The organism is Ectothiorhodospira marina (assembly GCF_900109495.1).
Taxonomy (GTDB): Bacteria; Pseudomonadota; Gammaproteobacteria; order Ectothiorhodospirales; family Ectothiorhodospiraceae; genus Ectothiorhodospira; species Ectothiorhodospira marina.
In genome coordinates this window covers 61374-87492 of record NZ_FOAA01000002.1, presented here as the reverse complement: position 1 = coordinate 87492, position 26119 = coordinate 61374, and the positions used below count along the sequence as shown (strand labels likewise).

General features: G+C 63.9%; 29 protein-coding genes and 1 riboswitch. Of the genes, 17 read left to right on the top strand and 12 right to left on the bottom strand.

The window, feature by feature from the left end:
* Nucleotides 1-3: 3 nt before the first annotated feature.
* The 7 genes from murA to BMY52_RS02950 form a co-directional block, all read right to left on the bottom strand.
* Nucleotides 4-1263 (bottom strand): UDP-N-acetylglucosamine 1-carboxyvinyltransferase, encoded by a 1260-nt coding sequence (gene murA / locus BMY52_RS02980; RefSeq protein ID WP_090250752.1) that lies wholly within the window; start codon nt 1261-1263, stop codon nt 4-6.
* Between the two features lie 30 nt (nt 1264-1293).
* The gene (locus tag BMY52_RS02975) at nt 1294-1602 is read right to left on the bottom strand and encodes an STAS domain-containing protein (RefSeq protein WP_090250749.1); all 309 of its coding nucleotides are present in this window, start codon (nt 1600-1602) and stop codon (nt 1294-1296) included.
* Nucleotides 1599-2252: an MlaC/ttg2D family ABC transporter substrate-binding protein gene (locus BMY52_RS02970; protein ID WP_090250748.1), complete on the bottom strand. Its 654-nt coding sequence runs from the start codon at nt 2250-2252 to the stop codon at nt 1599-1601. Before BMY52_RS02970 ends, BMY52_RS02975 begins: the two co-directional genes overlap by 4 nt.
* An 83-nt stretch (nt 2253-2335) precedes the next feature.
* Complete coding sequence (gene mlaD / locus BMY52_RS02965) at nt 2336-2794, bottom strand: outer membrane lipid asymmetry maintenance protein MlaD (protein WP_090250745.1); 459 nt, start codon at nt 2792-2794, stop codon at nt 2336-2338.
* A gap of 15 nt (nt 2795-2809) precedes the next feature.
* Nucleotides 2810-3589: a lipid asymmetry maintenance ABC transporter permease subunit MlaE gene (gene mlaE / locus BMY52_RS02960; RefSeq protein WP_218140382.1), complete on the bottom strand. Its 780-nt coding sequence runs from the start codon at nt 3587-3589 to the stop codon at nt 2810-2812.
* Entirely contained in the window at nt 3589-4365 is a 777-nt protein-coding gene (locus BMY52_RS02955; RefSeq protein WP_245740529.1) for an ATP-binding cassette domain-containing protein, read from the bottom strand. The genes mlaE and BMY52_RS02955 overlap by 1 nt, the downstream gene beginning before the upstream one ends.
* A 124-nt stretch (nt 4366-4489) precedes the next feature.
* Nucleotides 4490-5113, bottom strand: a complete 624-nt coding sequence (locus BMY52_RS02950) for a DUF72 domain-containing protein (protein WP_090250737.1) — start codon at nt 5111-5113, stop codon at nt 4490-4492.
* Between the two features lie 38 nt (nt 5114-5151).
* On the opposite strand from BMY52_RS02950, the gene BMY52_RS02945 reads away from it, so the two are divergent.
* From BMY52_RS02945 to BMY52_RS02890, 12 genes are all read left to right on the top strand, one after another.
* Nucleotides 5152-6129: a KpsF/GutQ family sugar-phosphate isomerase gene (locus BMY52_RS02945; protein WP_090250735.1), complete on the top strand. Its 978-nt coding sequence runs from the start codon at nt 5152-5154 to the stop codon at nt 6127-6129.
* Nucleotides 6130-6162: 33 nt separating this feature from the next.
* Nucleotides 6163-6690, top strand: a complete 528-nt coding sequence (gene kdsC, locus BMY52_RS02940; protein ID WP_090250732.1) for a 3-deoxy-manno-octulosonate-8-phosphatase KdsC — start codon at nt 6163-6165, stop codon at nt 6688-6690.
* On the top strand, nt 6687-7259 hold the full coding sequence (gene lptC, locus BMY52_RS02935; RefSeq protein ID WP_090250730.1) for an LPS export ABC transporter periplasmic protein LptC: 573 nt from the start codon (nt 6687-6689) through the stop codon (nt 7257-7259). The genes kdsC and lptC overlap by 4 nt, the downstream gene beginning before the upstream one ends.
* Nucleotides 7246-7758, top strand: a complete 513-nt coding sequence (lptA, locus tag BMY52_RS02930; RefSeq protein ID WP_238626812.1) for a lipopolysaccharide transport periplasmic protein LptA — start codon at nt 7246-7248, stop codon at nt 7756-7758. Before lptC ends, lptA begins: the two co-directional genes overlap by 14 nt.
* Nucleotides 7755-8480 (top strand): LPS export ABC transporter ATP-binding protein, encoded by a 726-nt coding sequence (lptB, locus tag BMY52_RS02925; protein WP_090250727.1) that lies wholly within the window; start codon nt 7755-7757, stop codon nt 8478-8480. Before lptA ends, lptB begins: the two co-directional genes overlap by 4 nt.
* A 166-nt stretch (nt 8481-8646) precedes the next feature.
* Nucleotides 8647-10146, top strand: a complete 1500-nt coding sequence (locus tag BMY52_RS02920) for an RNA polymerase factor sigma-54 (protein WP_177169821.1) — start codon at nt 8647-8649, stop codon at nt 10144-10146.
* Between the two features lie 51 nt (nt 10147-10197).
* The gene (gene hpf, locus BMY52_RS02915) at nt 10198-10521 is read left to right on the top strand and encodes a ribosome hibernation-promoting factor, HPF/YfiA family (protein ID WP_090250725.1); all 324 of its coding nucleotides are present in this window, start codon (nt 10198-10200) and stop codon (nt 10519-10521) included.
* A 7-nt stretch (nt 10522-10528) separates the two neighbouring features.
* Nucleotides 10529-10996: a PTS sugar transporter subunit IIA gene (locus BMY52_RS02910; RefSeq protein WP_090250722.1), complete on the top strand. Its 468-nt coding sequence runs from the start codon at nt 10529-10531 to the stop codon at nt 10994-10996.
* Nucleotides 10997-11000: 4 nt separating this feature from the next.
* Nucleotides 11001-11948, top strand: a complete 948-nt coding sequence (gene hprK / locus BMY52_RS02905; protein ID WP_090250720.1) for an HPr(Ser) kinase/phosphatase — start codon at nt 11001-11003, stop codon at nt 11946-11948.
* Nucleotides 11945-12805 (top strand): RNase adapter RapZ, encoded by an 861-nt coding sequence (gene rapZ / locus BMY52_RS02900; RefSeq protein WP_090250717.1) that lies wholly within the window; start codon nt 11945-11947, stop codon nt 12803-12805. Before hprK ends, rapZ begins: the two co-directional genes overlap by 4 nt.
* Before the next feature lie 21 nt (nt 12806-12826).
* The gene (locus tag BMY52_RS02895) at nt 12827-13222 is read left to right on the top strand and encodes a PTS sugar transporter subunit IIA (protein ID WP_090250714.1); all 396 of its coding nucleotides are present in this window, start codon (nt 12827-12829) and stop codon (nt 13220-13222) included.
* On the top strand, nt 13223-13492 hold the full coding sequence (locus BMY52_RS02890) for an HPr family phosphocarrier protein (RefSeq protein WP_090250712.1): 270 nt from the start codon (nt 13223-13225) through the stop codon (nt 13490-13492). It begins immediately after the preceding gene.
* 171 nt (nt 13493-13663) lie between these two features.
* Here the strand turns inward: BMY52_RS02890 and thiC are convergent, their stop codons facing one another.
* Nucleotides 13664-15553, bottom strand: a complete 1890-nt coding sequence (thiC, locus tag BMY52_RS02885) for a phosphomethylpyrimidine synthase ThiC (protein ID WP_090250709.1) — start codon at nt 15551-15553, stop codon at nt 13664-13666.
* Nucleotides 15554-15595: 42 nt separating this feature from the next.
* Nucleotides 15596-15689, bottom strand: a riboswitch (TPP riboswitch).
* Nucleotides 15690-15744: 55 nt separating this feature from the next.
* Nucleotides 15745-17235 carry a polyphosphate:AMP phosphotransferase gene (gene pap / locus BMY52_RS02880; RefSeq protein WP_090251124.1) on the bottom strand — a complete coding sequence of 497 codons (1491 nt, stop codon included), beginning with the start codon at nt 17233-17235 and terminating at the stop codon, nt 15745-15747.
* Nucleotides 17236-17390: 155 nt separating this feature from the next.
* Here pap and BMY52_RS02875 point away from each other — a divergent pair, with 155 nt between their 5' ends.
* From BMY52_RS02875 to BMY52_RS02860, 4 genes are all read left to right on the top strand, one after another.
* Complete coding sequence (locus BMY52_RS02875) at nt 17391-18047, top strand: protein-L-isoaspartate O-methyltransferase family protein (protein WP_090250706.1); 657 nt, start codon at nt 17391-17393, stop codon at nt 18045-18047.
* 9 nt (nt 18048-18056) lie between these two features.
* The gene (locus BMY52_RS02870; protein ID WP_090250703.1) at nt 18057-18377 is read left to right on the top strand and encodes a rhodanese-like domain-containing protein; all 321 of its coding nucleotides are present in this window, start codon (nt 18057-18059) and stop codon (nt 18375-18377) included.
* Nucleotides 18378-18477: 100 nt separating this feature from the next.
* A complete protein-coding gene (locus tag BMY52_RS02865) occupies nt 18478-19824 on the top strand; it encodes a TolC family outer membrane protein (protein WP_090250701.1) in 1347 nt (448 codons plus the stop codon).
* Between the two features lie 4 nt (nt 19825-19828).
* Nucleotides 19829-20389, top strand: coding sequence for a hydrolase (locus tag BMY52_RS02860; RefSeq protein ID WP_090250698.1), 561 nt, complete (start codon nt 19829-19831; stop codon nt 20387-20389).
* 46 nt (nt 20390-20435) lie between these two features.
* On the opposite strand, the gene waaA is transcribed toward BMY52_RS02860, so the two are convergent.
* Together waaA and hldE are read right to left on the bottom strand one after the other, a co-directional pair.
* Nucleotides 20436-21707, bottom strand: a complete 1272-nt coding sequence (gene waaA / locus BMY52_RS02855) for a lipid IV(A) 3-deoxy-D-manno-octulosonic acid transferase (RefSeq protein WP_090250696.1) — start codon at nt 21705-21707, stop codon at nt 20436-20438.
* 59 nt (nt 21708-21766) lie between these two features.
* On the bottom strand, nt 21767-23194 hold the full coding sequence (gene hldE / locus BMY52_RS02850) for a bifunctional D-glycero-beta-D-manno-heptose-7-phosphate kinase/D-glycero-beta-D-manno-heptose 1-phosphate adenylyltransferase HldE (RefSeq protein ID WP_090250694.1): 1428 nt from the start codon (nt 23192-23194) through the stop codon (nt 21767-21769).
* Nucleotides 23195-23431: 237 nt separating this feature from the next.
* On the opposite strand from hldE, the gene lpxL reads away from it, so the two are divergent.
* The gene (lpxL, locus tag BMY52_RS02845) at nt 23432-24367 is read left to right on the top strand and encodes an LpxL/LpxP family Kdo(2)-lipid IV(A) lauroyl/palmitoleoyl acyltransferase (RefSeq protein ID WP_090250692.1); all 936 of its coding nucleotides are present in this window, start codon (nt 23432-23434) and stop codon (nt 24365-24367) included.
* Between the two features lie 209 nt (nt 24368-24576).
* Here lpxL and BMY52_RS02840 read toward each other — a convergent pair whose 3' ends face one another.
* The gene (locus tag BMY52_RS02840) at nt 24577-26082 is read right to left on the bottom strand and encodes a glycosyltransferase family 39 protein (protein ID WP_090250688.1); all 1506 of its coding nucleotides are present in this window, start codon (nt 26080-26082) and stop codon (nt 24577-24579) included.
* Nucleotides 26083-26119: the final 37 nt, after the last annotated feature.

Here is a 26119-nt window from a genome sequence, read left to right as displayed (position 1 = left end):
GAATCATCCGGGCACGCGGCGAATGATGGCACCCAGCTGGGACAGCTTCTCCTCGATGCACTCATAGCCGCGATCAATGTGATAAATGCGATCCACCAGGGTGTCGCCGTCGCCCACCAGGCCCGCCAGGATAAGGCTGGCCGAGGCACGCAGGTCCGTGGCCATGACCGGCGCCCCCTTGAGGCGTGGTACGCCACGAATGACGGCGGTATTGCCCTCGATGCGAATATCGGCCCCCATGCGCTGCATCTCCAGGGCATGCATGAACCGGTTCTCGAACACCGTCTCGGTGATGGTGGCCGTGCCTTCCGCCACGGCGTTCAGGGCCACGAACTGGGCCTGCATGTCGGTGGGAAAGGCCGGATAGGGCGCCGTGCGCAGATTCACGGCCCGTGGCCGACGACCCTTCATGTCCAGGCGGATCCAGTCCTGTCCCACATCCAGTTCCGCGCCGGCCTCTTCCAGCTTCACCAGCACCGCATCCAGGGTCTTGGGCTCGGTGTTACGGGTCCGCACCCGACCGCCGGTGATGGCCCCCGCCACCAGAAATGTACCGGTCTCAATGCGGTCCGGCAGCACGTCATAGGCGCAACCTTTGAGTGATGTGACGCCCTCGATGGTGAGGGTATCCGTACCGGCACCACTCACCTGGGCGCCCATGGCATTCAGGCAATTGGCCAGATCGATGATCTCTGGCTCCCGGGCGGCATTTTCGATGACGGTGGTACCCTCGGCCAGGGTGGCCGCCATGAGGAGGTTTTCGGTGCCGGTCACGGTGACTGTATCCAGCACCAGCCTGGCTCCCTTCAGGCGACGCGCCCGGGCACGTATATAGCCTCCCTCCACCTGAATATCGGCGCCCATCGCCGCCAGCCCCTCCAGATGGATATTCACCGGACGCGTGCCAATGGCGCAACCGCCAGGCAAGGAGACCTCCGCCTGCCCATGGCGGGCCAACAGGGGCCCCAGCACCAGAATGGAGGCCCGCATGGTGCGCACCAGCTCGTAAGGTGCCACACATTCGCGCAGGGTGTTGGGATCCACCTCGATGCGCATGCGCTCGTCCACGGTCAGCGTGACGCCCATCCGCCCGAGCAGTTCCATGGTGGTGGTCACATCCTGCAGATGCGGCACGTTACCGATGGTCATGGGCCCGTCAGCCAGAAGCGTGGCCGCCAGAATGGGCAGCACTGCGTTCTTGGCGCCGGAAATGCGCACGTCGCCCTGGAGCGGGCCGCCACCACTGATGATGAGTTTATCCATGGGGGTGGGATGATAGCGGAAATCCGGCCGTCAGTCGTCCCGCTCCAGGGGCATCACCCCATCCAGGTCGCTGAGTCGGATCAGATCCCACATCCGGTCCGGCACGCTCACGAACCGCAAGCCACCGTGCGGACCGCCACACAGGCGCATCCATTCCAGCAGCAGGGCGACCCCTGCTGAATCGGTGCGGGTCACACCAGACAAATCCACCCGGCAGCCACCCTGCCCTGCCTTGAAACGCTTCACGGAGTCGGCCCAGAGGCTGGGTACCGTCTCCTGCGTCAGTTCGCCCACCAGACGCAGGCCCTGCTCAGCAGACTCCAGGCGGGCCTCGCTCACTGGCTCTGCCCCGCTTCGACAGCGTCCTCGATCAGCGACTCATCCCCCTCCTCGAGGCGCGTGATGAGGGCATCCAGGCCATGGCGATCCACCTCGGCACCGAAATTGGTACGGAAGTTGGTCACAAAGCTCAGGCCCTCGACAGTGAGATCGAAGACCTTCCACTCCCCGTCCACCGGACGCAGACTGTAGTTCACGCTGATGTTGGACTGCCCCTGCCCCATGACGATCTCACTGGCCACCGAGGCCATGCGCTCATCCGTGAAACTGCGGTGGGGCAGTACGCGAATGTCCTTGTCCATGTGCTCGGCCATCTGCTGGGTGTAAGTGCGCACCAGCATGCCGCGAAAGGCCTTCACGAAACGCTCACGCTGCTCGGGTTCGGCTGTACGCCAGTGCCGGGCCAGAATCAATCGCGACATGCCCTGCCAGTCGATCAGCGGCAGAATGATGTCGTCCACCAGCTCGAACAGGAACTCGGGGTCTTCACGGGTCCGCTCCGGATCCTCCCGCAATTTCTCCAGGACTTCGTCAGCCGTACGGGTCACCAGATCCACCGGATCCTGCTCGGGCAGGGATGCGTTGGCAACGGAGACGGATGTGGCCAGGGCCACAACGGTGGCCAGCACGAGATGGATGAATGACTTCATGACGGACTCCGGGTCAATGATGCTGCAATCCTGCGCCGCGGGGTGTGAACCCGGGCTGAACGGTGTGGGTGAAGGGTCGAGGACTAATCGCTGGTCATGTTGACCATCATGCGGCCAATCAATTCCTCAAGCACCACCGCCGACTGCGTGAACAGGAGGCTATCGCCATCCGCCAGCACCGCTTCCTCGCCACCAGGTTCCAGGGCGATGTATTGTTCCCCCAGCAGGCCGGCCGTGTAGATGCTGGCCTGGGTATCGGTGGGCAGGTAATCATGGGCGTTGGAGATATTCATGGTGACCCGCGCCTGATAGCGTTCCGGGTCATAACGGATATCCGTGACCCGACCGATACGCACCCCGGACATGGTGACCGGGGCACGCACCTTGAGCCCGCCGATATTATTGAAATGCGCATGCACCTCGTAACCCTCGTCGCCGCGGTATTCCCCCAGGTTGCTCACCTGCAGGGCCAGCATGAAAAGGCCCGCCAGGCCCAGGGCCACGAAGATGCCCACGGTGATCTCGATCCTGCGCGTCGTCATCTTGCCGTCCCGTTGTCAAAGGTCACCGAACATCAGCCCGGTGAGAATAAAGTCCAGGGCCAGTACGGCCAGTGCGGTATGCACCACGGTGCGCGTGGTGGCCCGGCTCACGCCTTCGGAGGTGGGCGGGGCATCATAGCCTTCAAAGACCGCGATCCAGGCGGCCACCAGGCCAAACACCATGCTCTTGATGACTCCGTTCATCACATCCTCGAACAGATCCACATTGGCCTGCATCTGTGACCAGTAAGACCCGGCATCCACCCCCAGCACGCCCACGCCGATGCCGTATCCCCCCATCACCCCGACGGCGCTGAAGATGGCCGCCAGCAGTGGCAGGGAGATCACCCCGGCCAGAAAACGCGGGGCGATCACCCGTTTGAAGGGATCCACCGCCATCATTTCCATGCTGGAAAGCTGTTCGGTGGCCTTCATCAGGCCGATCTCGGCGGTGAGGGCCGAACCGGCACGACCGGCGAACAGCAACGCGGTGACCACCGGCCCCAGTTCCCGCACCAGGGACAGGGCCACCACCGTGCCCAGGGCCTCCGCCGCACCAAAGTCCACCAAGGTGATATAACCCTGGTAGCCCAGCACCATCCCCACAAAGAATCCCGAAACCACGATGATGAGCAGGGAAAGCACGCCCACCGAGTAGAGTTCGCGAATCAGCAGTCGGGGTCGCAGCGCCAGAGGGCCCAGGGCCATCAGGGTGCGAAACAGGAACACATGCCCGCGACCCAGCCGCTCCAGCACGCTCAGACTCCATTGACCCAGCCGTTGGAATGCGCCCATCAGGATTGCCCGCCTCCCATCAGATCGTCCAGATAGTCCGGGGCCGGATAGTGGAATGGCACCGGCCCGTCGGGCAGTCCCTCCAGGAACTGGCGGGACCAGGCCGAGGCATCCTGCTGCAATTGTGACGGAGAGCCTTGGTCCACCACCCGACCATCGGAGATGAGGTACACCCAGTCGGCAATGGAATTGGCTTCCGCCACGTCGTGGGAGACCACGATACTGGTCATGGCCAGGGCATCGTTGAGGCGACGGATCAGCGAGACGATCACGGCCTTGGTGATGGGGTCCAGCCCCGTGAAGGGCTCGTCATACATCATCAGCAGCGGATCCAGAGCAATGGCCCGGGCCAGTGCCACGCGCCGGGCCATGCCCCCGGAGAGTTCGCTGGGCTGCAGCGACCAGGCCCCCCGCAGTCCCACGGACTCCAGTTTCATCAACACCAGATGACGCAACACCGACTCAGGCAGGCGAGTGTTCTCGCGGATGGGGAAGGCCACGTTATCGAAGACATTGAGGTCGGTGAGCAGCGCCCCGCTCTGGAACAGCATGCCCATGCGTCGGCGCAGGCGATAGAGTTCTCGCAAGGAGAGGCGATGCACATCCTGCCCCTCCACGAGCACCTGCCCCCGATCCGGCTTGAGTTGACCGCCGATCAGCCGCAGCAACGTGGTCTTGCCCGTACCGCTCGGCCCCATGATGGCCGTCACCTGCCCCTGGGGAATGGTGATATCCACCCCATCAAAGATCTTTCGATCTCCGCGGGCAAAATGCACGTCGCGGATCTCGATCCACGGCTTTTTATCGGCTACGGGGGAGATAACGACTTTCCTTGTGAAGGGTGACGATCATGGCATACCCATCGAACACGCAACATCTTCAGTCGCGGCGCGGGGGCTGTCAAGTGAACCCCAGCAAGCGCGCCACCGTGATGGTTTGACCCATGACGGCGGGTGGGGCATCCAGGAACAAGACGCCCGACCGGCCCTCCGCGCATCGAGCAAAGGCCTCCAGGTTTTCACGCAGCATCCGCGGGTGCGCGCCGGCAGGCAAGCCCATCCACCCCACCGGCGCACAGGGAGGCTCCGTCGCTGGCCCCATCCACAGACGAGTCCGGGCCGCCGGGGCATCCACCGAGTAGCACGGAAGGCGACCCTGCCCGGGCCTCATGAACACCGCCTCTTGAAACGTCTCATGCGACGCACCCGGCAGCACCAGACCACCCAGTTGCGGCCCCAGGGTCGCCGTCATGCGCCTGAGGTGCTCGACGTCCTCCAGTGCGCCCCCCCCGACTTCCAGAAAAAAGCGAAAATCCTCCCGCACTTCGCCAAGCCAGCCCTGCCAGTCGGCCGGACTGGTGCCTTGCCAGCGTTGCGGAGGAAGCAGCACAGTGGAAAACTCGTTGGCGTAAAAGCACAAACGCCAGGACGCTGGCATGTCCTGGGGATAGAATTGCGCCACCCACGCCGGATGCTCCCAGTCGCGGGCACCCAGGGTGAGGTGGAAAGGCTTGCCGTATCCCATTGTTTAATCCTCTCCCGCCTTGAGGTAGTGTTCCGCCGATGAAGCTCAATCCCGACAAGACGCTGGCCATGGCCCGGGCCGTCCTGGAGACCGAAGCCCAGGGGATCCGCGACCTCATCATCCGCCTGGATGACCGCTTCGTGCGCGCCTGCGAGCACATGCTGGCCTGCACCGGGCGGGTGGTCGTCACGGGCATGGGGAAATCCGGCCACGTGGGCGGCAAGATTGCCGCCACCCTCGCCAGCACCGGCACACCCGCCTTTTTTGTCCACCCGGGCGAAGCCAGTCATGGCGACCTGGGCATGATCACCGCCGGGGATACGGTGCTGGCCTTGTCCAACTCCGGCGAGACCGATGAACTTCTCACCATCCTGCCATTGATCCGTCGCCTGGGCGCCCCCCTGATTGCCCTCACCGGGAATCCTCACTCCACCCTGGCCCGGGAGGCCAACGTGCACCTGGATGTGAGCGTGGCCGCGGAGGCCTGCCCTCTGGGCCTGGCCCCCACCTCCAGCACCACCGCCACCCTGGCCATGGGAGATGCCCTGGCCGTGGCACTGCTGGAAGCCCGGGGCTTCACCGCCGATGACTTTGCACGCTCTCACCCCGGCGGTCGACTGGGACGAAGGCTGCTGCTGCACGTGGGCGACATCATGCACACCGGCGAGCGCATCCCCCTGGTACGTGCCGACGCCCCGCTGGCCGATGCCCTCCTGGAAATCACCCGCCAGGGCCTGGGGATGACCGCCGTGGTGGACGCGCACCGCAACCTGATCGGCGTCTACACCGACGGCGACCTGCGCCGCACCCTGGACCGAGGGATCGACATTCGTACGGCGCGCATTGGTGATGTCATGACCCGTCAATGCAAGGCAGCGCAGCCCGGGATGCTGGCAGCGGAGGCCCTCAAGGTGATGGAGGATCACAAGATCAGCGCCCTGCCCGTCGTGGATGGGGGCCAGCACTTGGTGGGGGCCCTGAACATGCATGACCTGCTGCGTGCCGGCGTGGTCTGAAGTTGCCCACCCGCCCCATGGTATCCTTGCCCCATGAACGATGCCCCAAGACAACGCGCCCGTGACGTGCGCTTCCTGATCCTCGATGTGGACGGTGTGCTCACCGACGGCAGCCTCTATCTGGGGGACGATGGCCAGCAGTACAAGGCCTTCAACAGCCGGGATGGTCACGGCATCCGCATGCTGGCCGACAGCGGCGTGCAGATCGGCATCCTCACCGGACGACGGTCCCAGGTGGTGGAACACCGCTGCCGCGACCTGGGCATCCAGCATATCGTCCAGGGCCGCCGCGACAAACTGGATGCGCTGGGCGGATTACTCGAGGCGGCCGGGGTGGGCATCGAGCACACTGCCTACATGGGTGACGATGTGGTGGATCTGCCCGTGATGCGTCGCGCCGTGCTGGCCATCGCCGTGGCCGACGCGCATCCCCTGGTACGGGAGCATGCCCACTACATCACTCGGGCAGGTGGCGGTCGCGGGGCCGCACGCGAGGCCTGCGAATTCATACTGGAGGCCCAGAACAACCTTCAGGCCGCCCTGGCGCCGTACCTGGAATGAGTCGACGTTTCTCGGGACTATTGCTGATTCTGGTGCTCGCCCTGGTGGTCGCCCTGGGTTTCTGGCTCTCCAAGAGCGCCCAGGAACAACGCGTGGTGCCGACTGCCCAGGTGGACCCTGAAGCCAATCAGTTCTTTGCCGAGGATTTCGTGGTCTGGAGCATGGATGCCTCCGGCCAGCTCAAATACCGGCTCTCCGGCACCCGCCTGGAACAACGCCAGGGAGATCAATCCAGCCACGTGGAATCCCCGGTACTGATCATGGAACATCCCCCCGCTCCCGACTGGACCCTGCGTTCCGAACGTGGCTGGGTCTCATCCGGCGGCGATGAAGTGCAACTGCTGGGTCACGTGCAACTGGACCGCCCGGGGGCACCGGACCACCCTCCCATGACCATCACCAGCCGGGATGTGACCGTATGGACCCTGCCCCGCCAGGCACACACCAATGCCCGGGCCCGCATGGTGACCACCCACCGCGAGGCAGAGGGCGTGGGCATGACTTTGGACCTGACCCGGGATACCCTGGAACTTGAGAGCCAGGTGAGAGGCACCTATGTTCCGCACTGACATCTCCAAGAGGCTGCTGCTGACCCTCTTGCTGGCCTGGATGCCCGCCGCACACGGCCAGCACAACCCTGACCTGCCCATCCGCATCGAGGCGGATCGCGCCAACCTGGATGACCAACGGGGGGTGAGCGTATACCAGGGCAACGTCACCATCACCCAGGGCGACACCGTCATTACGGGTGACGAAGTGACCGTGCATGCCCCTGATCGACAACTGGAGCGCATGGTCTCCGAGGGACGCCTGGCCACCCTGACCACGCGGGACGAGTCGAACCGGGAGGTTCGCGCCGAGGCACGACGCATGGAATTCTTCCCGGATGGGCCGCGTGTGGCACTCACCGGCGAGGCCCGGGTATGGCAGGGGGATGACGAATTCCGCGGCAGCCGCATCGTCTACAACCTGGAAGCCGCCACGCTGGAAGCCAGCACCGGTGACACGGGCCGCGTGGAGGCCATCTTCGCGCCCCGCGACCGCTCGGAGGACGGCGACACCCCATGAGCCGGCTGGAGACCGACAAACTGGTCAAGCGTTACCGGGCAATCAAGCCCGTGGACGGTGCCTCCATCGAGATCAACAGCGGTGAGGTGGTGGGCCTGCTGGGCCCCAATGGGGCCGGCAAGACCACCTGCTTCTACATGATCGTGGGCCTGGTGCCCTGCGACGAAGGGCAGATCCGCCTGGATGGCCGGGACATCACCCAGTTACCCATGCACGCTCGGGCCCGCATGGGCGTGGGCTATCTGCCCCAGGAACCTTCGGTGTTCCGCAAGCTTTCCGTGGCCGACAACATCATGGCCGTACTGGAGGTGCGCCGCGACCTCGACAAGGTCCAGCGCCAGGAAAAAATGGAATCCCTGCTTGAGGAGTTTCAGATCCAGCACATCCGTGACAATGCCGGCGTCAGTCTCTCCGGCGGTGAGCGGCGGCGCGTGGAGATCGCCCGGGCCCTGGCCACTGAACCGGCCTTCATCCTCCTGGACGAGCCTTTCGCTGGCGTCGACCCCATCTCCGTGATCGAGATCCAGCGGATCATCACCCATCTCACGTCACGGAACATCGGCGTGCTGATCACCGACCATAACGTGCGCGAGACCCTGGGCATCTGCAACCGGGCCTATATTCTCAGCGGCGGGCATATCATCAGCCAGGGTGCGCCGGAGGATGTATTGGCCGACCCGCAGGTGCGCCGCGTTTACCTGGGGGAGAACTTCCGCCTGTGAAACCCCATGCACTCACCGCAGGCAGGGTTTTCCGGGCACGGGTCCAATTTTTGCCGGCACACCGTATAATCTCCCGTGACAGCAATATTAACGTCGGGGGCCTGCCCCCGCCTCCATCATCAGGCATCACAGACTCGGGCTCCGGCCCGATGGCGCGCATCGTGCTATGTTGAAACCTTCCGTCCAGCTCCGGCTGGGTCAAAACCTGACCATGACCCCTCAGTTGCAGCAGGCCATCCGCCTGCTGCAACTGTCGACCCTGGAGTTGCAGGCACAGATCCAGGAAACCCTGGAAACCAACCCCATGCTCGAGGCCATGGAAGGTACGGAGGCGGATCAGGACACCGCCTCCGAGGAAACGCGCGAGCAGGACCCGGCCGACACCCGCGAGACTTCAGAGGCGGCCGAGGCCGCCGCCGAGACAGAAGGCAACGCCGAAGGCAGTCAGGAACAGATCCCCGATGAACTGCCGGTGGACAGCAACTGGGACGACATCTACGATGTGCCCCCTTCAAGCGCCGGGCAGTCGGATCACGACGGGCGCGACGTGTTCGAAAACCAGACCGGGCCCTCGGAAAGCCTGCATGAACATCTCATGTGGCAGGTGCATCTGTCGTCCATGAGTGAGCGTGACCGGGCCATCGCCTTGACCATCATTGACTCCATCAACGAAGACGGTTACCTGGCCGAACCCATCGAGCAGATCCATGCCGCCCTGGCCGAAGACCGGGAAATGGATCTGGAACTGGATGAGGTGGAGGCCGTACTGAACATGGTTCAGCACCTGGACCCGGTTGGCGTGGGCGCGCGGGATCTGGCCGAGTGCCTGAGCCTGCAGCTGGCACAGTTTCCGGATGAGACGCCCTGGCTGGCCCAGGCCCGAATCCTGGCCCGTGAACACCTGGATGCCCTGGGTGCCCGCGATTATAAGGGCGTGCAGCGGCGCCTGGGGCTGGATGATGGCGAACTGCAGCAGGTGATCGCCCTGATTCAGACACTGAACCCGCGCCCGGGCGGGCTCATCAGCAGCAGTTCGCCCGAATACATCATCCCCGATGTCTTCGTACGCAAGCGAGAGGGCCGCTGGCAGGTGGAGCTCAACCCGGAAATTGCGCCGCGGTTGCGGGTGAACCCCCTCTATGCCAGCTTTGTGCGCCGCGCCGATTCCAGTCAGGACAACACCTACATGCGCAACAGCCTCCAGGAGGCCCGCTGGTTCATCAAGAGCCTGCAAAGCCGCAACGAGACCCTGCTGCGGGTGGGCACCGCCATCGTCGAGCACCAGCGCGCCTTTCTGGAATATGGCGACGAGGCCATGAAACCCCTGGTGCTGCGCGATATCGCCGAACAACTGGAGATGCATGAGTCAACCATCTCCCGGGTGACCACCCAGAAATTCATGCATACCCCCCGGGGCATCTACGAATTCAAGTATTTCTTTTCCAGCCATGTGGGCACGGCAGACGGCGGCGAGTGTTCAGCCACCGCGATCCGCGCCATGATCCGCAAGCTGGTTGCCGAAGAGCCTCAGGGCAAGCCCATGAGTGACAGCAAGATTGCCCAGGTTCTGGTGGATCGTGGCATTCATGTGGCACGACGCACCGTGGCCAAGTACCGTGAGGCCATGGCCATTCCGCCATCCAACGAACGCAAGCGGCTCGTCTGACATCAACCGCGAAGCTGTCTTGATCATTACCCATCCCTAAGGAGTCATCTTATGCAGATCAACCTCACCGGTCATCACGTCGACCTGACCGAAGCCCTGCGCAACTACGTCAACGAGAAGTTCGAGCGCCTGGAGCGGCATTTTGACAACGTCATCGACGTGCACGTGATCCTGACCGTGGAGAAGCTGCAGCAAAAGGCCGAAGCCAACCTGTTGCTCAGCGGTAACAGCATCCATGCCGAGGCCACCCACACGGACATGTACGCCGCCATCGACGCCCTGGTGGACAAACTGGATCGCCAGGTGGTGAAGCATAAGGAAAAGCTCAAGGACCACCACCGGGCGGAAGGCTCCCACCGCAACCATATCGAGTGAATGATTCATGAACATCGGTGATCTTCTCGCCCCCGAGCGGGTGCACTGCCAGACGGACGTGAGCAGTAAGAAACGTGCGCTGGAGATGCTGGGCGAGATGCTCTCCAATCATCTGCCCAAACTCACCCAGGGTGAAATCTTTGACAGCCTGCTGGCCCGGGAGCGCCTGGGCAGCACGGGATTGGGGCATGGCGTGGCCATCCCCCATGGTCGCCTGGCGGGTGCCAGCGAGGCCTGTGCTGCCCTGCTCAAGCTGGAGAAGGGCGTGGACTACGACGCCCCCGACAGCGAACCGGTGGACATCCTCTTCGCGCTGGTGGTGCCGGCGGACTGTACCGACGAGCACCTGCAGATCCTCGCGCTGCTGGCGCGGATGTTCTCCGATCCGGAGACCCTGGCCCGGTTGCGTAGCGCCTCCGGCACAGCGGAACTGCTGACCCTGGTGCGTGACTGGGACACCGAAGACACCGGATGACCCCATGACTGACTCGCTCACCGTCAGCAACATCATGGAAGTCATGGAGGAACGCCTGGGCCTCACCTGGGTTGCCGGCACCCTGGGGGGCGAACGGAGCATTTCGCACCGATCCACGCCCCAGGGCAGCCCGTCGCTGGTGGGTCACCTGAACATCATCCATCCCAACCAGATCCAGGTGCTGGGAAATGATGAGATGCGTTACCTGTGGTCGCTGCGCAAAAACTCCCAGCGGGACATCCTGGAGCAATTGTGCAGCGGCGCATCCTCCATGCTGATCGTGACCGACAGCCTGGAACCCCTCCCCGAACTGCGCACCCTGTCGGAGCGTCAGTCAGTACCGCTGCTGCGCACCGCCCTGCCCAGCCATGAATTGATCAACATCCTGCGTTACTTTTTCAGCAACAAGCTGGCGGAGACCACCACCCTGCACGGGGTGTTCATGGAGGTTCTGGGGATCGGGGTGCTGCTCACCGGGGAAAGCGCCGTGGGCAAGAGCGAACTGGCCCTGGAACTCATCAGCCGTGGCCACCGCCTGGTGGCGGACGATGCGCCCGAATTCGCCCGCATCGCCCCGGACATCCTGCGCGGCACCTGCCCGCCGGTGCTGGAGAACTTTCTGGAGGTCAGAGGCCTGGGGGTGCTCAACGTACGCGCCATGTATGGCGACAGCGCCATCAAGAACAGCAAGTACCTGCGCCTGATCATCGATCTCAAGGACCAGACCAAGGTGCAGGCAGGTGACATTGACCGCCTGCATGGCGTGCGTTACACCCGGGTGGTGCTGGGGCTGGAGATTCCGGTGATCACCCTGCCCGTGGCACCGGGGCGCAACCTGGCCGTCATGGTGGAAGCTGCCATCCGCAACCACCTGCTGCGTCTGCGCGGCTATTATGCCGGCGACGACCTGGCCACCCGACAACGCAAGCAGATGCAGATCGAAACACCATGAAGCTGATCATCGTCAGCGGCCTGTCCGGTTCCGGCAAGACCGTGGCCCTGCATGCCCTGGAGGATGCGGGCTATTACTGCATCGACAACCTGCACCTGGGCCTGCTCACGGCAGTGGTCGCGCAGCTCCGGAGCCCACGTCTCACCCTCTACGACGAAGCCGCCGTGGGCATTGATGCCCGCAGTGGCATTGAAGAACTGGATCGCTTCGACAGCATCGTGGATGAAATCCGCGCCATGGGCGTGGATCTACAGGTCATCTTTCTCCAGGCGGAGGAAGAAACCCTGCTGCGGCGCTTCAGCGAGACCCGCCGGCGTCATCCGCTGACCCGCGATGGCGTGCCCCTGTGGGAGGCGATCCGCCTGGAACGCAAACTGCTCTCCAATATCGCCAATCACGCAGATCTGGCCATCGATACCACCCGCACCAACGTGCACCAGTTAAGCCAGACGATCCGCGAACGGGTCGAACAGGCCGCCGACCGAGGAATTTCGCTGCTGATCCAGTCCTTCGGCTTCAAGCATGGCGCGCCAGTGGACTCGGATTTCGTCTTCGATGTACGCTGTCTGCCCAACCCCCACTGGGAGCCACTGCTGCGTGGTCTCACCGGCCGGGACGAAGAAGTGGCCCAATTCCTGGATAATCACCCGATGGTGGAGGAAATGTTTGCCTCATTGCGCGATTTCCTGACCACCTGGATCCCGCGGTTTGAAGGCGAGAACCGCTCATACCTGACCGTCTCCATTGGTTGCACCGGCGGGCAGCATCGCTCAGTCTATCTCGCCGAGAGACTGGCGGAACACTTCCGCGGCCTCAGGGGCGAGGCGGTGAGCACTCGTCACCGTGAACTTTCCTGATCCTTGAAACGGTATGCCAGCATGTCCGTCGGACTCATGATCATTACCCATAATCACATCGGGGAAGACCTGCTCAGCACGGCGCGTTCCATGATGGGCACCATTCCTCTGGACACCTACTGTCTGGCGGTCTCCCAGTCCGGGGATCCGGATGTGCTGCTGGGCAAGGCCATCGATGCCTATCACCGCCTCAATCAGGGGGATGGCGTGCTGGTGCTCACCGACATGTATGGCTCCACCCCCAGCAATATTGCCAACCGCCTCACCCAGCACCCCAAGGTCCAGGTGATTGCGGGGCTGAACCTGCCCATGCTGGTGCGCGTCCTCAACTACCCCACCCTGCGTCTGCACGAACTGGTCAACAAGGCCATCAGTGGTGGCCATGACGGTATCCTGCTCTGCGAGACCCACAGCTAAATGCCCACCCGGGAAGTCGAGATCATCAACAAGCTGGGCATGCATGCGCGGGCCGCGGCCAAATTCGTGAATCTGGCCAGCAGTTACGCGGCTGAACTGGAGGTGGAAAAGGGCAGCCGCCGCGTGAACGGCAAGAGCATCATGGGCATCATGATGCTGGCTGCCAGTCGCGGCACCACCGTGCGCCTGATCGCCGAAGGCGAGGACGCCGATGACGCCCTGGATGCCCTGGAGGGGCTGATCGGGGATCGGTTCGGGGAGCCGGAGTAGTTGCAGGATTCGGGGGCGGCCCCCGCCCCTCATCCCCAGCCCTTCTCCCCAGAGGGGAGAAGGGAGTTTTTAGCACTAAGCCCCTCGCCCGCTGGTGGGAGAGAAGGGCGTTTCCAGCACTGAGCCCCTCTCCCGCTGGCGGGAGAGGGGTTGGGGTGAGGGTGGAGGACCCTACACCTCCCGGTACACCTTCCCCCCCTTCTCCACGAATTCCACCGCCTTGTCCTGCATCCCCTTCTCCAGGGCCTCCTGAGCCGATACACCCTGTTGGGCCGCATAGTCCCGCACATCCTGAGTGATCTTCATGGAACAGAAATGCGGCCCGCACATGGAGCAGAAGTGGGCCACCTTGTGGGACTCCTTGGGCAGCGTCTCGTCGTGGAACACCCGGGCCCGCTCCGGATCCAGTGACAGGTTGAACTGATCCTGCCAGCGGAACTCGAAACGCGCCTTGGAGAGGGCATTATCCCGCACCTGCGCCCCAGGAAACCCCTTGGCCAGATCGGCCGCATGGGCGGCAATGCGGTAGGTGATGATGCCATCACGCACATCTTCCTTGTCAGGCAGCCCCAGATGCTCCTTGGGCGTCACATAACAGAGCATGGCTGTGCCATACCAGCCGATATTGGCAGCACCGATCCCCGAGGTAATGTGATCATAGGCCGGGGCCACGTCGGTCACCAGCGGCCCCAAGGTATAGAACGGGGCCTCGAAACAATCGGCCAACTCCTTTTCCACATTTTCCTTCACCCGATGCAGGGGCACATGCCCCGGGCCCTCGATCATCACCTGTACATCATGTTCCCAGGCGATGCGGGTGAGTTCGCCCAGGGTTTCCAGTTCGGCAAACTGGGCGGCATCATTGGCGTCGGCCAGGCTGCCGGGACGCAGCCCATCGCCCAGCGAGAAGGCCACGTCATAGGCCTTCATGATCTCGCAGATGTCCTCGAAGTGGGTGTAAAGGAAGTTCTCCTCATGGTGGGCCAGGCACCACTTGGCCATGATGGAGCCGCCCCGGGAGACGATCCCGGTCAGACGCTGGGCCGTCAGCGGCACATAGCGCAGCAGCACACCGGCATGGATGGTGAAATAGTCCACGCCCTGCTCCGCCTGCTCGATGAGCGTGTCGCGGAAGAGTTCCCAGGTGAGATCCTCGGCCTTGCCGGCCACCTTTTCCAGGGCCTGATAGATGGGCACGGTGCCGATGGGCACCGGGCTGTTGCGCAGCACCCATTCCCGGGTCTCATGGATGTTCTTGCCGGTGGACAGATCCATCAGGGTGTCGCCGCCCCAGCGGCAGGACCACACCAGTTTCTCCACCTCCTCGCTGATGCTGGAGGTGAGGGAGGAGTTGCCGATATTGGTGTTGATCTTCACCCGGAAGTTGCGCCCGATGATCATGGGCTCCAGTTCCGGGTGGTTGATGTTGGCGGGAATGACCGCCCGGCCAGCGGCCACCTCGTCGCGCACGAATTCCGGAGTGATGACTTCGGGGATGTGGGCGCCGAAGGATTCACCGGGGTGCTGACGCAGCAGGGCCGCATAACGCGGGTCGGCGCGCATCTCCTGCAGACGACAGTTCTCGCGGATGGCCACAAACTCCATCTCCGGCGTCACGATCCCCTGGCGGGCATAGTGCATCTGGGTGATGTTGTGGCCCGGTCGCGCCCGGCGTGGTGCACGGATATGCTCAAACCGCAGGGAGGCCAATTCGGGATCATCGGCCCGCGCCCGACCAAACTCGGAACTGGGACCCTCCAGTTGCTCGGTATTGTCCCGCTCCTGTATCCAGACCTCGCGCAATGCGGGCAGACCCTTCATCAGATCAATCGACGCCTCCGGGTCGGTATAGGGGCCCGAGGTGTCATACAGGGTGATGGGCGGGTTGTCTTCCGTGCCAGCGGAGGTCTGGGTGGACGCCAGGGTCACCTCGCGCATGGGCACCTGGATGTCGGTGCGGGAACCGGGCACATGGATCTTGCGGGAGCCCGGAAAGGGCTGGGTGATCTCGTCGGAGAGACGGGCGGTTTGCTTGACAAAATCCTGGGGAATGGCGCTCATGCGGTGACCTCGAAGAAGGCGGTGGTCACCACGGGGCGCGAATGCGCATCTCCGAAGCTTCCCTCCGCCGGTATGATCCGGTTCAGGTTCCAAGGGACTGTCTCAGCCCCCTTCGGGGGCACCCCTAGCCTCAAGCGTTCAAGCTAGCCCAGATGCCGCGGCTTGGCAAGCCCGTCGGCTCTCGGGGCCCTTCAGGTGATCGCCGCCTCCAGGCGGTCGCACACCGTTTCCAGCACCGTCACCCGCGCAAAACGCTTGTCATTGGCCGGCACCAGTGTCCAGGGGGCGTATTCCGTGCTGGTGCGCACCACCATCTCGTTCACCGCGGCATTGTAGCCCGCTCGCTGCTGGCGGTTACGCCAGTCCTCATCGGTGATCTTGTGCTGCTTGTAGGCCACTTTCTCACGCTCCCGGAAACGCTCCAGTTGCTCTTCTTCCGTGATGTGCAGCCAGAACTTCACCAGCACCACATCGTGCTCCACCAACTGCTCCTCGAAGTCGTTGATCTCGTGGTAGGCCCGGCGCCAGCGATCCTCGGCGGCAAAGCCCTCCACCCGCTCCACCAGTACGCGCCCGTACCAGGAGCGATCGAATACCGTCATGCGCCCGCGACGTGGTACGTAGCGCCAGAAACGCCAGAGATAATGGTGCGCCCGTTCCTCGTCAGTGGGTGCCGCCACGGCCACCACCCGGTACAAGCGGGCATCAATACCGGAAGTGAGGCGACGGATGGCGCCACCCTTGCCGGCGGCATCCCAGCCCTCGAAGACAATGACCGTGGCCACGCCCTTGTCCTTGGCGCGCCAGCATAGATCCCGCAGCCGTGCCTGGGCGGTGGCCAGGCGTTTCTTGTAGTTCGCCTTTTCCAGGACCTGAACCATGTCCAGATGGTCCAGCACCGTCACTCGGGCGGAAGGCTCGGGCGGCAGACTGGGCGCATGGGAGAGTGTGACGCCCTCATCGGGAGGCCCGCCCACCTGCAGGCGCTCGTTGATGGCATCGAGCAGGGTCCGCCCCACGGTCAGATCCCGGTAGCGCGGGTCGGTGGCCTCGATCAGATACCAGGGGGCCAGACCGCTGTCGGTCTCGCGGATCACCCGCTCACCCGTCTCCACCAGACGTTGATAACGAATCGCCTGATCCTTGCCTTTGGGCAAGCGATACCAGCGACTGGCCGGATCCTTGAGACGCTGCTTGAGGCGGGCCTTTTGTTCCGAGCGGGTCAGATGAAACCAGAACTTGATGATCAGGGCCCCGTCCACCACCAGCATGCTCTCGAAATCGCGGATGCGGGTGAGGGACTCGTGCAGACTGGCCTCGTCCCATTCATCACGGATATGCTGACGGATCGGCCGGGAATACCAGCCCCCAAAGAAGATGCCGATGCTGCCCCGACGCGGCATCGACTGCCAGTAACGCCACAGGGGCGGGCGCTCCAGTTGCTCGGAACTCTGCTCCCAGAAGGCGTGGGTCTCCACGCCCCGGGTATCCAGCCAGGTATTGAGACGGTTCACCACCTCACCGCGTCCCACGCCGTCCACGCCCTCGACGATGATGATCACCGCCGCATCCGTCTCCCGTAGACGCCTTTGCGCCTCCAGCAAATCGGCCCGCAGTAGCGGCACCGTTTCCTTGTAAGTCTGTTTCGATACCTTCCTGCCCAGTTCCGCTGCTTCGAACATGCCTGCCCCCATCACCGTGAGATGCCCGCACCTCATGGGCGCGGGTCTTGCCCCGCCTTGCCCAAGACCTTAACCTTCCGATCACGACTCATCACCGGGCGGCGCCTCATCATGGCCACCCGGCATAACAACCACAAGATGCAGAGACCACCACCATGAACCTCGAACAAGCCCGATTCAACATGGTTGAACAGCAGGTCCGTCCCTGGGAGGTACTGGATCCGCGCGTGTTGTCCGTGATGGAACACACCCCCAGGGAACAGTTTGTCCCGGACAACCACAAGCAACTGGCCTACGCCGACCTGGAGATCCCCCTGGGCCATGACGAATCCATGATGCGCCCCACCGTGGAAGGACGTCTGCTGCAGGCACTGGACATTCAGCCCCGTGACGTCATCCTGGAGGTGGGTACCGGCTCCGGTTATCTCACGGCCTGCCTTGCCCAGCTGGGGGGGCATGTGGAGAGCGTGGATATTCACGAGGACTTCACCCGAGCCGCCCAGCGCCCCCTCAGGGACCTGAACCTGAGCCATGTCAATCTGGCAACAGGTAACGCTGCGGAAGGCTGGTCTGGCCGCCATGGTCAATATGATGTGATCGCTGTGACGGCCTCCATGGCACGCTACCGCGAGGATTTCGAGCGCCAGTTGAGCCCGGGTGGGCGTCTGTTCGTGGTGGTGGGGGAACCGCCGGCCATGCAGGCCATGCTGGTCATCCGTGTGGGCGAGAACGATTTCTCCCGACATGCACTCTTCGAGACGCGCCTGAAGCCCCTGGTGGGTTTCGAGCCGGCTCCCCGCTTCGTTTTCTGAATCCGCCCCATGCAGCGACTGACGGCCAATCAGCTGTACGATCATCTGCACTCGACCCAAGAGCCACCACGCCTCATCGACGTGCGCGAGCACTGGGAGTACGAGATTGTGCACCTGGAGGGGACTCAGTTGTTCCCCCTGGGGCAGATTCACGAGCTGGAAGAGGCGCTGGATCCCGACGAGGAAGTGGTGCTGATCTGTCATCACGGCATTCGCTCCCTGCAGGTGGCCCATTATCTGGAGCACCAGGGCTTCACCCGGGTGATCAATCTGGAGGGTGGCATCGACGCCTGGGCCCGCCAGGTGGATCCCACGCTGCCCACGTACTGACAAGGCCTGTCAAGGTTCCCAATTCAGGCCCGATGACGATACGATATCAGAATACGCTGATGTTCCCCGATCACCCCGCCCCCCGCGGCTGGAGACACCCATGATCCGCTTTCGCAAACCGCTGCTGGCCAGCCTGTTCGTTTCACTGACCACGGCGGCGGCGCCCTTGTATGCCACTGACCTGCTGGAGGTCTACCGCACGGCACAGGAACGAGACGCCGAGTTGCGCACTGCCGAAGCGGAGTTCCGGGCTGCCCTGGAGGCCCGACCACAGGCCCGCTCCGCGCTGCTGCCTCAGATCGAGGGCACTCTGGGCTATGCCTACACGGACAGTGATCAGGAAGGGCGGCCCTCCTTCGACTATCAGACCCGCACCTTTGAGTTGTCCCTCAATCAAACTCTCTACGATCACACCAACTATGTGGCCTTGCGCCAGGCGGACCTGGGCGTTGCCCAGGCCACAGCAGTGCGCGACGCTGCCCGTCAGGAATTGATCCTGCGAGTGGCCGAGGCCTACTTCGGGGTGTTGTCAGCCAAGGATAATCTCTCCTTCGCCGAGGCGGAAAAGGAGGCCATCGGTCGACAACTGGAGCAGGCAGATCAACGCTTTGAGGTCGGTCTGATCGCCATCACCGACGTCAAGGAGGCCCAGGCCCAATTCGACCTGGCTGTTGCCGAGGAGATTGCCGCCCAGAATCGCCTGGATCAGGCCCAGGAAGACCTGGCTGTCATCACCGGTCAGTTCTACGAGAACCTGCCCGAGTTGTCCGACCGCATGCCTCTGGTGCTTCCCGACCCGGCGGACAAGAGCCAGTGGGTGGAAACCGCCCGGGAGGCCAACCTGAATCTGGTGGCCCAGCGACTGAGCACCGAGGTGGCCGCCCAGGATATCAAGCGCCAGCGCTCCGGCCATTACCCCACCCTGGGCTTGTCCGCCAGCTACAACGACCAGGCGTTCAACGACCTCCCGGACTTTGGGGGCCAAACAAGTGGCGCCACCAGCCAACAGTTTCTGGATCGTCAGGATGCCCAGGTTGGCGTGCAGTTACGGGTTCCCATTTACACTGGCGGCCGCGTGAGTTCCCTGACCCGCGAGGCCCGCGAGAATTTTGACGCTGCGCGAGAGCAGCAGGAGCTGGCGGAACGCCAGACCGTGCAGCAGACCCGCAGTGCCTTCCTGTCGGTGAACGCTGGCATCTCTCGAGTTCGGGCCCTGGAACAGGCCCTGGAATCCACTCGCGCCTCCTTCGAGGCCGCCGAGGCAGGCTTCGAGGTGGGCACCCGCACGGCCGTGGACGTGCTCCTGGAACTGCGTCAGGTGTTCCGGGCTGAGCGGGACTTTGCCGAGGCCCGCTATGATTACCTGCTCAACACCCTGCGTCTGAAGCAGGCCGCCGGCACCCTCTCGCAGGAAGACCTCATCAGCGTGAACACATGGCTGGATTGAGTGGATGATGGATCTGCTTTGCGATCGTGACCGCAGCCACCTGCTCGTGGTGGATATCCAGGAGAAACTGGCCGTCGCCATGGACGAGGCCGAGCGTGCCCAGGTGTATCGCAACGCAGGACGCCTGGCCCAGGCCGCCGGGATCCTGAATATCCCGGTCACCGTGACCGAGCAATACCCCCAGGGAATCGGCCACACGGCTCATGCCGTGCTGGAGCAGGCGCCCCAAGCGGCTCGTGTGCTGGACAAGACCACGTTCTCCTGTTGTGGTGCCCCGGGCATCATGGATGCCCTGAAGAGCGCTCGCCGTCCCCAGGTGATCCTGTGCGGGATGGAGGCGCATGTGTGTGTGCTGCAAACGGCCCTGGGACTCACTCAGGAGGGGTTCCAGGTCTTCGTGGTGGAGGATGGCGTCTGCTCGCGCAACCCCCGCAACCGGGACAACGCCCTGGCCCGCATGGCCCAAGCCGGCGTCACCGTGACCAACGCCGAGTCGGTGATGTTCGAATGGCTGGGCGAATGCACCCACCCGCGCTTCAAGGACTTGCTTAAGCTGATCCGCTAGCACTGGATTCCGTCGATCGCAGCCCGTGGGAGCGGCCCCCCATTCACTATCGAGACCTCAGTGCCATTGCCTCGGCCCAGTCAAGTACTCGGGCCACCGCTCCGCGATTGGACTCCAGTACCTGTTTGGCCGCGGCGCTGAGGGCGTCGCGATCCTTCCCCGAATCAAGCAATCGCACAACGACCTGCCCCAGTGCATCGGCATCTTCCACCTGGCACACCCCGCCCGCGCCGGACAGCGCCGCAAAGACCTCGCTGAAATTGAACACCTCAGGCCCCGTCACCACAGGTACGCCATGGGCGGCAGGCTCCAGGGGGTTGTGCCCCCCCGTGGGCACCAGGCTGCCCCCCACAAAGGCCACATCCGCCACGCCGTAGAGCATGAGCAACTCCCCCATGCTGTCGCCCAGCCATACCGCCTGTGAGCCATCAGGCACCACGCCCCGGCTGCGGCGTGCCGGGTCCCCTCCCGCTTCACGGCACAGGCGCGCCACGGTCTCGAAGCGCTCCGGATGCCGGGGCACCAGGATGAGCAAGGCATCGGGCAGCGCCTGGCGCACGAGGGCGTGGGCCTTGAGCACCTGTTCATCCTCCCCGGGATGGGTGCTGGCGGCGATCCACACCGGGCGCGCACCCAGGGCATCGCGCAGGGCGCGGGCCTGCTCACGCAAAGGGGCGGAGAGCGTCAGGTCGTACTTGATATTGCCCGTCACCCGCACCCGGTCCGGCGATGCCCCCAGCGCCACAAAGCGGTCCGCGTCCTCCTGCCCACGGGCCGCCACGCCCTCCAGCCAGCCCAGGGTGCGCTGCACCAGCGGGCGCAATCGCTGATAGCCGCGAAAGGAACGGGGAGAGAGGCGTGCATTCACCAGCAGGATCGGGATGCCACGCGCGTGACAGGCCCGGTAGAGGTTGGGCCAGAGTTCGGTTTCCATGACCAGCAGCCGATCCACGGGCATTCGCTCGATGAACCGCCCCACGGCGCCGGGCAGGTCGAACGGCAGGTAGCGATGGATCACTTCATTCCCCAGACGCCGCACCACCTCGTCCGCCCCCGTGGGCGTCGTCGTGGTCACCAGAATCGGCTGCTCCGGATGTCGTTGCCGCCAGGCCCGGATCAACTGCGCAGCCGCCACCACCTCTCCCACGGAGACGGCATGCACCCACAAATGGCGGCGCTTGTCCCGAAGCGGCTCAGGAAATCCCAGCCTCTCTCCCCAGCGCTGCCGATAAGCCGGATTGCGACGACTGCGCCAGAGCAGGCGCAACAGGAAGATGGGCAAGAGCAGGTGGATCAGGAGATTGTAGAGTGCATGCATGTCAGGCGTTCCAGTGCTAATGGGGACGGATTCAAATCCGTCCCCTGGGTTCCGACGATCTATCCCCCTGACCGAATCCGATCGATCACCCCGGTGGTCGACACCCCATCCACAAAGGGCAACACCTCCACCGAGCCACCCGCCTCCCGCACGCAGCCGGCCCCGGCAATCTCATCGGGCCGATAATCCCCGCCCTTGACCAGCACATCCGGCTGCACCGCGCAGATCAGGCGCTCCGGGGTGTCCTCAGCAAAGGGGACCACCCAGTCCACCGAGGCCAGGCCCGCCAGCACGGCCATGCGGCGCTCCAGGGGGTTCACCGGTCGCTCCGGACCCTTGAGACGTGCCACCGAGGCATCATCATTCACCGCCACAATCAGCCGGTCGCCACGCTTGCGGGCCTGCTCCAGGTAGGCCACATGCCCGGCATGAAGGATGTCGAAACAGCCATTGGTCATGACAACGCGCTCCCCCTGGGCCTTCGCCTCCTCCACGGCCAGCATGAGATCCGCCTCCGACAGCAGGCTGCTCCAACCCCCGTGATGCCCACGCAATGCGGCCCGAAGCTCGGCGGGCTTCACATAGCCCGTGCCCAGCTTGCCCACCACGATTCCGGCACCCAGGTTGGCCAGGGCGGCAGCGGCGGCCATGTCCTGCCCCGTGGCCAGGGCGGCGGCCACCAGGGAGATCACGGTATCCCCCGCCCCGGTCACATCGAAGACCTCCCGGGCCCGGGTGGGCAGGTGCACGGGATCATGCCCCTCGCGCACCAGCAGCATGCCCCGCTCACTCAGGGTGATCAAAAGCCCCGTCAACCCCAGGTCGGCCCGGAGCCGTTCCCCACGCTCCACCAGCAGATCATCCCGAGGGCACGGACCCACCACGGCCTCGAACTCGGCCAGGTTGGGGGTGAGCAGCGTGGCCCCGCGATATCGCTCGAAGTCCCGTCCCTTGGGGTCCACCAGCACGGCCACCCCCGCCTCACGTGCCCGAGCGATCAACTGGGGCGCTGCCGCCAGGGTGCCCTTGCCGTAATCGGACAGCACGAGCACGGACACCGAGGCCAAGGCGGCCGGCAGGGTATCCAGCAAGACCTGAGTGTTCACGTGATCCAGCGGCTGCTCAAAATCCAGCCGCAGCAGTTGCTGATGCCGGCTCATCACTCGAAGCTTGGTGATGGTGGGGACCGTCGGATCCCGAACAAACTCGCAGGTCACCCCCGCATCCGCCAGCAGTCGATCCAGCGAGGCAGCCGCCTCGTCCTGCCCCACCACGCCCGCCAGGTGTGTCTGCACACCCAGTCGGGCCAGGTTCAGGGCCACGTTGGCGGCACCGCCGGGACGCTCCTCCACGTCGTTCACATGCACCACGGGCACCGGGGCCTCCGGCGAGATCCGCGCCGTGGCGCCAGACCAGTAGCGATCCAGCATCAGGTCACCCACCACCATGACCCGGGCCTGTTCGAAGGGGGGCAAACTCGGATTCACAAGCCAATCACCTCATCAAAAACTCCCGCGCATGATACAAGACCGGTGGCGGCCATGTGGGCACCCTGGCCGAGCCTGCCCCCCTGTGGGAGCGGCCCTGGCCGCGAATCATCCCAAAAGCCGCCGGACTCCCGGGGCTTGAGCATTCGCGGCCAGGGCCGCTCCCACACAGGTGGAATCCGTCAGGGCGAAGAGGCATGTTAACATCCGTGCCTTTGCTCCCCTTCTCCCTTTTCGATGCCCAAGCGCAAACCCTCATCCTCGCTCTACCATCCCCATCACTGGCCCATGTGGGTCGGTGTGGCGCTGCTCTGGGCACTGGTGCGCCTGCTGCCGTGGCGATGGCTGGTGCGCCTCGGGGAGGGTGTTGGCAGGTTGCTCCATCCACTGGCGCGGGAAAGGCGCCGCATCGCCGAGACCAACATCCGCCTGTGCTTTCCGGAACTGGACGAGAAGGCTCGGCAACGACTGGTCAAGGACCATTTCCGGGCCATGGGGGCGGCACTGTTCGAGACACCCTTTGGCTGGTGGGCCACGGATGAGCAACTCGCATCGCTGGAACACGTGGAGGGACTGGAGCATCTTCAAGAGGCCCTGGCTCAAGGCAAGGGCGTGCTCCTGCTCTCGGCCCATTTCACCTCACTGGAGATATGCGGTCGACTGATACTTCGACATCAGCCCCTGGCGGCCATGTACCGCGCCAACCAGAACCCGGTGGTGGAATACTTCTTTCGCCGCAACCGGGAACGGCATTGCACCCGAGCCATCCGCCGCGACCAGGCCAAGGAGGTCATCCGCACCCTGCGCCAGGGCGAAGTGGTGTGGTATGCGCCCGACCAGGCGTTCAAGACACGCGCCAGCGTCATGGTCCCCTTCTTCGGACAGCTGGCCGCCACCAATCCGGCCACCTCCCGCCTCGCCAGGATCACCGGCGCGCCTGTAATGCCCTTCTTCGGCTACCGGCTACCGGGCAACCAGGGTTACCGCCTGGTGATCCACCCCCCCCTGGAAGACTTCCCCGGCGAAACGCCAGAGGCGGATGCTACGCGCATCAATCAGGTGATCGAGCAAGCCATACGCGAGGCCCCGGAGCAGTACTTCTGGACCCACCGACGTTTCAAGTACAAGAAGTGCTGGGGCCTGCCGGATCCCTATCGCTCTCACCTCGACTGACACCCACCCCGACCCCTCTCGCGCCAGCGACTGCTCCCTTCGCCACTCAGGGAATCGTGAGAAAGGCCAGGGATGAGGGGCAGCGGCGGGCACCGTGCAGCAACTGCCCTCACCGTGGGAGCGGCCCTGGCCGCGAAGGCAGCGCTGGATTGCCCCCTATGCTTTCACCTTTCAGCCAGGGCCCAGCGCCGCACGGAAGCTGAACTCGCTCAGCTAACTGGGCGACCCACTCTACATGCCCCATCCAGGGCCCCGGGCCAGAGCACCACGGCAAAATCGAATCGCTCACCGCTCCAGGATTCAAGCGAGATCACCTGAATATCCCTTTGCATGTCGCTGGCCGAGGGCCCCAGATGGTGCTCCACCCAGGCCCCAAGGCGCTGACCCAGAACCGCTTCTTGACTGACCTCCCATGCCACCAGGACATCGCCACCCGCCTCGCACCGCAGACGGCCCGGGGCCACGCTGGGGGACAACACCTGACTGTCCGGAAAATGCATCCTCAGATTGCCGGCCACGAACGTACCATCAGAGACGATGATCCCGCGCTCAAAGCCCCGGTCCGCCAACGCCTCGGCCAAGGCGTCGAAGGGATGCACATGCCGTTGCCGGTCCTCCAGTACCGCCCAGTCGTTCACCCGCCAGGCCATCACCAGTAGCACCAGCGCCGGCATCACCACACAGGTGGCGATATAACCCCGCACGCGTCCTGGGGTGAGGGCCGAGCTGCCCATCATGGCGAACACATACAGCGGGAACACCCATAACATGGGCAACATCCAGCGGTCCTTGAAATGGGCTGCCCCCAACAGCACCAGAATCACCAGCAGAGCAAGAACAGCCAGCAGGTATCGCTGTAAAGAGAACTGCCCCGCAGGCGATTGCCAACGCAAGAACACACGACTGAAGTCTCCCCGGAACGTCATCCACATCACCAGCCAAAGCGGAGTCAGGAAGGCCAGCACAGCCAGCGTCATCTCCCCCAGCCCGGACAAAGGCCAAATTCCCTGGCCAAAATCCATCTTTTCCAGGCCACTGCTGGCCATATCCTGGCTGGACAACACCCAATGTAGATGCGGTCCCGTCACAGCCAGCGCGGCCGCAGCACTGATCAGGATACGCACATCCAGCAACAGCGCCCGCCCACGCGGCAGGGTCAACAAGGTCAACCCTGCGGCTGCCGCAAAGACCAGATAGTTATACTTTGAAAGTACGCCCAGACCGAATACGACGCCCACCAGCAGGTAATGGCCCAGCGTGGGCCGATCCAGCCAGCGCAACATCACATACACACTGGCAGCCGCCATACAGGTAACCATCACCGAGTGGGAAAGATCTCTCTGCGACTCCCAGACCACCTGCGGGATCAGCAACAGCGAAAGCGTGGCCAGAACAGCCAGGCGCATATCCCCCTGCAAACGCCGGGCTGAGAGATAGACAAACATATAGGTAAGAAACAGCAGTCCGTTTTTTACCAGGGCCAAAGACCAAAGGTCCGCCCCCAGCAAACGGAACACCACAGCCTGTATCCAGGCATACAGGGGCGGCTGCCCCGAATAGCCGGCCGCCCACCACTGGGTGACCACCATTTTCTCGGCTTCGTCCAACTCCAGCGTCGGCGATCCGGTCGCCCGGATAAGCACGTGCAAGAAGAAATAGGCGGCCAGCCCCAGCAACAGCCAGGCACCCCATGGTCGGTGAACATCGTTGCTCATGATATATTCGGATCGATTGGGTCAGGTGGGCGGGCAG

Excerpts from the sequence above, each read along its gene's own strand:
- murA (WP_090250752.1), bottom strand. The coding sequence starts at position 1,263 with ATGGATAAACTCATCATCAGTGGTGGCGGCCCGCTCCAGGGCGACGTG.
- BMY52_RS02970 (WP_090250748.1), bottom strand. The coding sequence starts at position 2,252 with ATGAAGTCATTCATCCATCTCGTGCTGGCCACCGTTGTGGCCCTGGCC.
- mlaD (WP_090250745.1), bottom strand. The coding sequence starts at position 2,794 with ATGACGACGCGCAGGATCGAGATCACCGTGGGCATCTTCGTGGCCCTG.
- mlaE (WP_218140382.1), bottom strand. The coding sequence starts at position 3,589 with ATGGGCGCATTCCAACGGCTGGGTCAATGGAGTCTGAGCGTGCTGGAG.
- BMY52_RS02950 (WP_090250737.1), bottom strand. The coding sequence starts at position 5,113 with ATGGGATACGGCAAGCCTTTCCACCTCACCCTGGGTGCCCGCGACTGG.
- BMY52_RS02945 (WP_090250735.1), top strand. The coding sequence starts at position 5,152 with ATGAAGCTCAATCCCGACAAGACGCTGGCCATGGCCCGGGCCGTCCTG.
- kdsC (WP_090250732.1), top strand. The coding sequence starts at position 6,163 with ATGAACGATGCCCCAAGACAACGCGCCCGTGACGTGCGCTTCCTGATC.
- lptC (WP_090250730.1), top strand. The coding sequence starts at position 6,687 with ATGAGTCGACGTTTCTCGGGACTATTGCTGATTCTGGTGCTCGCCCTG.
- lptA (WP_238626812.1), top strand. The coding sequence starts at position 7,246 with ATGTTCCGCACTGACATCTCCAAGAGGCTGCTGCTGACCCTCTTGCTG.
- lptB (WP_090250727.1), top strand. The coding sequence starts at position 7,755 with ATGAGCCGGCTGGAGACCGACAAACTGGTCAAGCGTTACCGGGCAATC.
- BMY52_RS02920 (WP_177169821.1), top strand. The coding sequence starts at position 8,647 with ATGTTGAAACCTTCCGTCCAGCTCCGGCTGGGTCAAAACCTGACCATG.
- hpf (WP_090250725.1), top strand. The coding sequence starts at position 10,198 with ATGCAGATCAACCTCACCGGTCATCACGTCGACCTGACCGAAGCCCTG.
- BMY52_RS02910 (WP_090250722.1), top strand. The coding sequence starts at position 10,529 with ATGAACATCGGTGATCTTCTCGCCCCCGAGCGGGTGCACTGCCAGACG.
- hprK (WP_090250720.1), top strand. The coding sequence starts at position 11,001 with ATGACTGACTCGCTCACCGTCAGCAACATCATGGAAGTCATGGAGGAA.
- rapZ (WP_090250717.1), top strand. The coding sequence starts at position 11,945 with ATGAAGCTGATCATCGTCAGCGGCCTGTCCGGTTCCGGCAAGACCGTG.
- BMY52_RS02895 (WP_090250714.1), top strand. The coding sequence starts at position 12,827 with ATGTCCGTCGGACTCATGATCATTACCCATAATCACATCGGGGAAGAC.
- BMY52_RS02890 (WP_090250712.1), top strand. The coding sequence starts at position 13,223 with ATGCCCACCCGGGAAGTCGAGATCATCAACAAGCTGGGCATGCATGCG.
- thiC (WP_090250709.1), bottom strand. The coding sequence starts at position 15,553 with ATGAGCGCCATTCCCCAGGATTTTGTCAAGCAAACCGCCCGTCTCTCC.
- pap (WP_090251124.1), bottom strand. The coding sequence starts at position 17,235 with ATGTTCGAAGCAGCGGAACTGGGCAGGAAGGTATCGAAACAGACTTAC.
- BMY52_RS02875 (WP_090250706.1), top strand. The coding sequence starts at position 17,391 with ATGAACCTCGAACAAGCCCGATTCAACATGGTTGAACAGCAGGTCCGT.
- BMY52_RS02870 (WP_090250703.1), top strand. The coding sequence starts at position 18,057 with ATGCAGCGACTGACGGCCAATCAGCTGTACGATCATCTGCACTCGACC.
- BMY52_RS02865 (WP_090250701.1), top strand. The coding sequence starts at position 18,478 with ATGATCCGCTTTCGCAAACCGCTGCTGGCCAGCCTGTTCGTTTCACTG.
- BMY52_RS02860 (WP_090250698.1), top strand. The coding sequence starts at position 19,829 with ATGATGGATCTGCTTTGCGATCGTGACCGCAGCCACCTGCTCGTGGTG.
- waaA (WP_090250696.1), bottom strand. The coding sequence starts at position 21,707 with ATGCATGCACTCTACAATCTCCTGATCCACCTGCTCTTGCCCATCTTC.
- lpxL (WP_090250692.1), top strand. The coding sequence starts at position 23,432 with ATGCCCAAGCGCAAACCCTCATCCTCGCTCTACCATCCCCATCACTGG.
- BMY52_RS02840 (WP_090250688.1), bottom strand. The coding sequence starts at position 26,082 with ATGAGCAACGATGTTCACCGACCATGGGGTGCCTGGCTGTTGCTGGGG.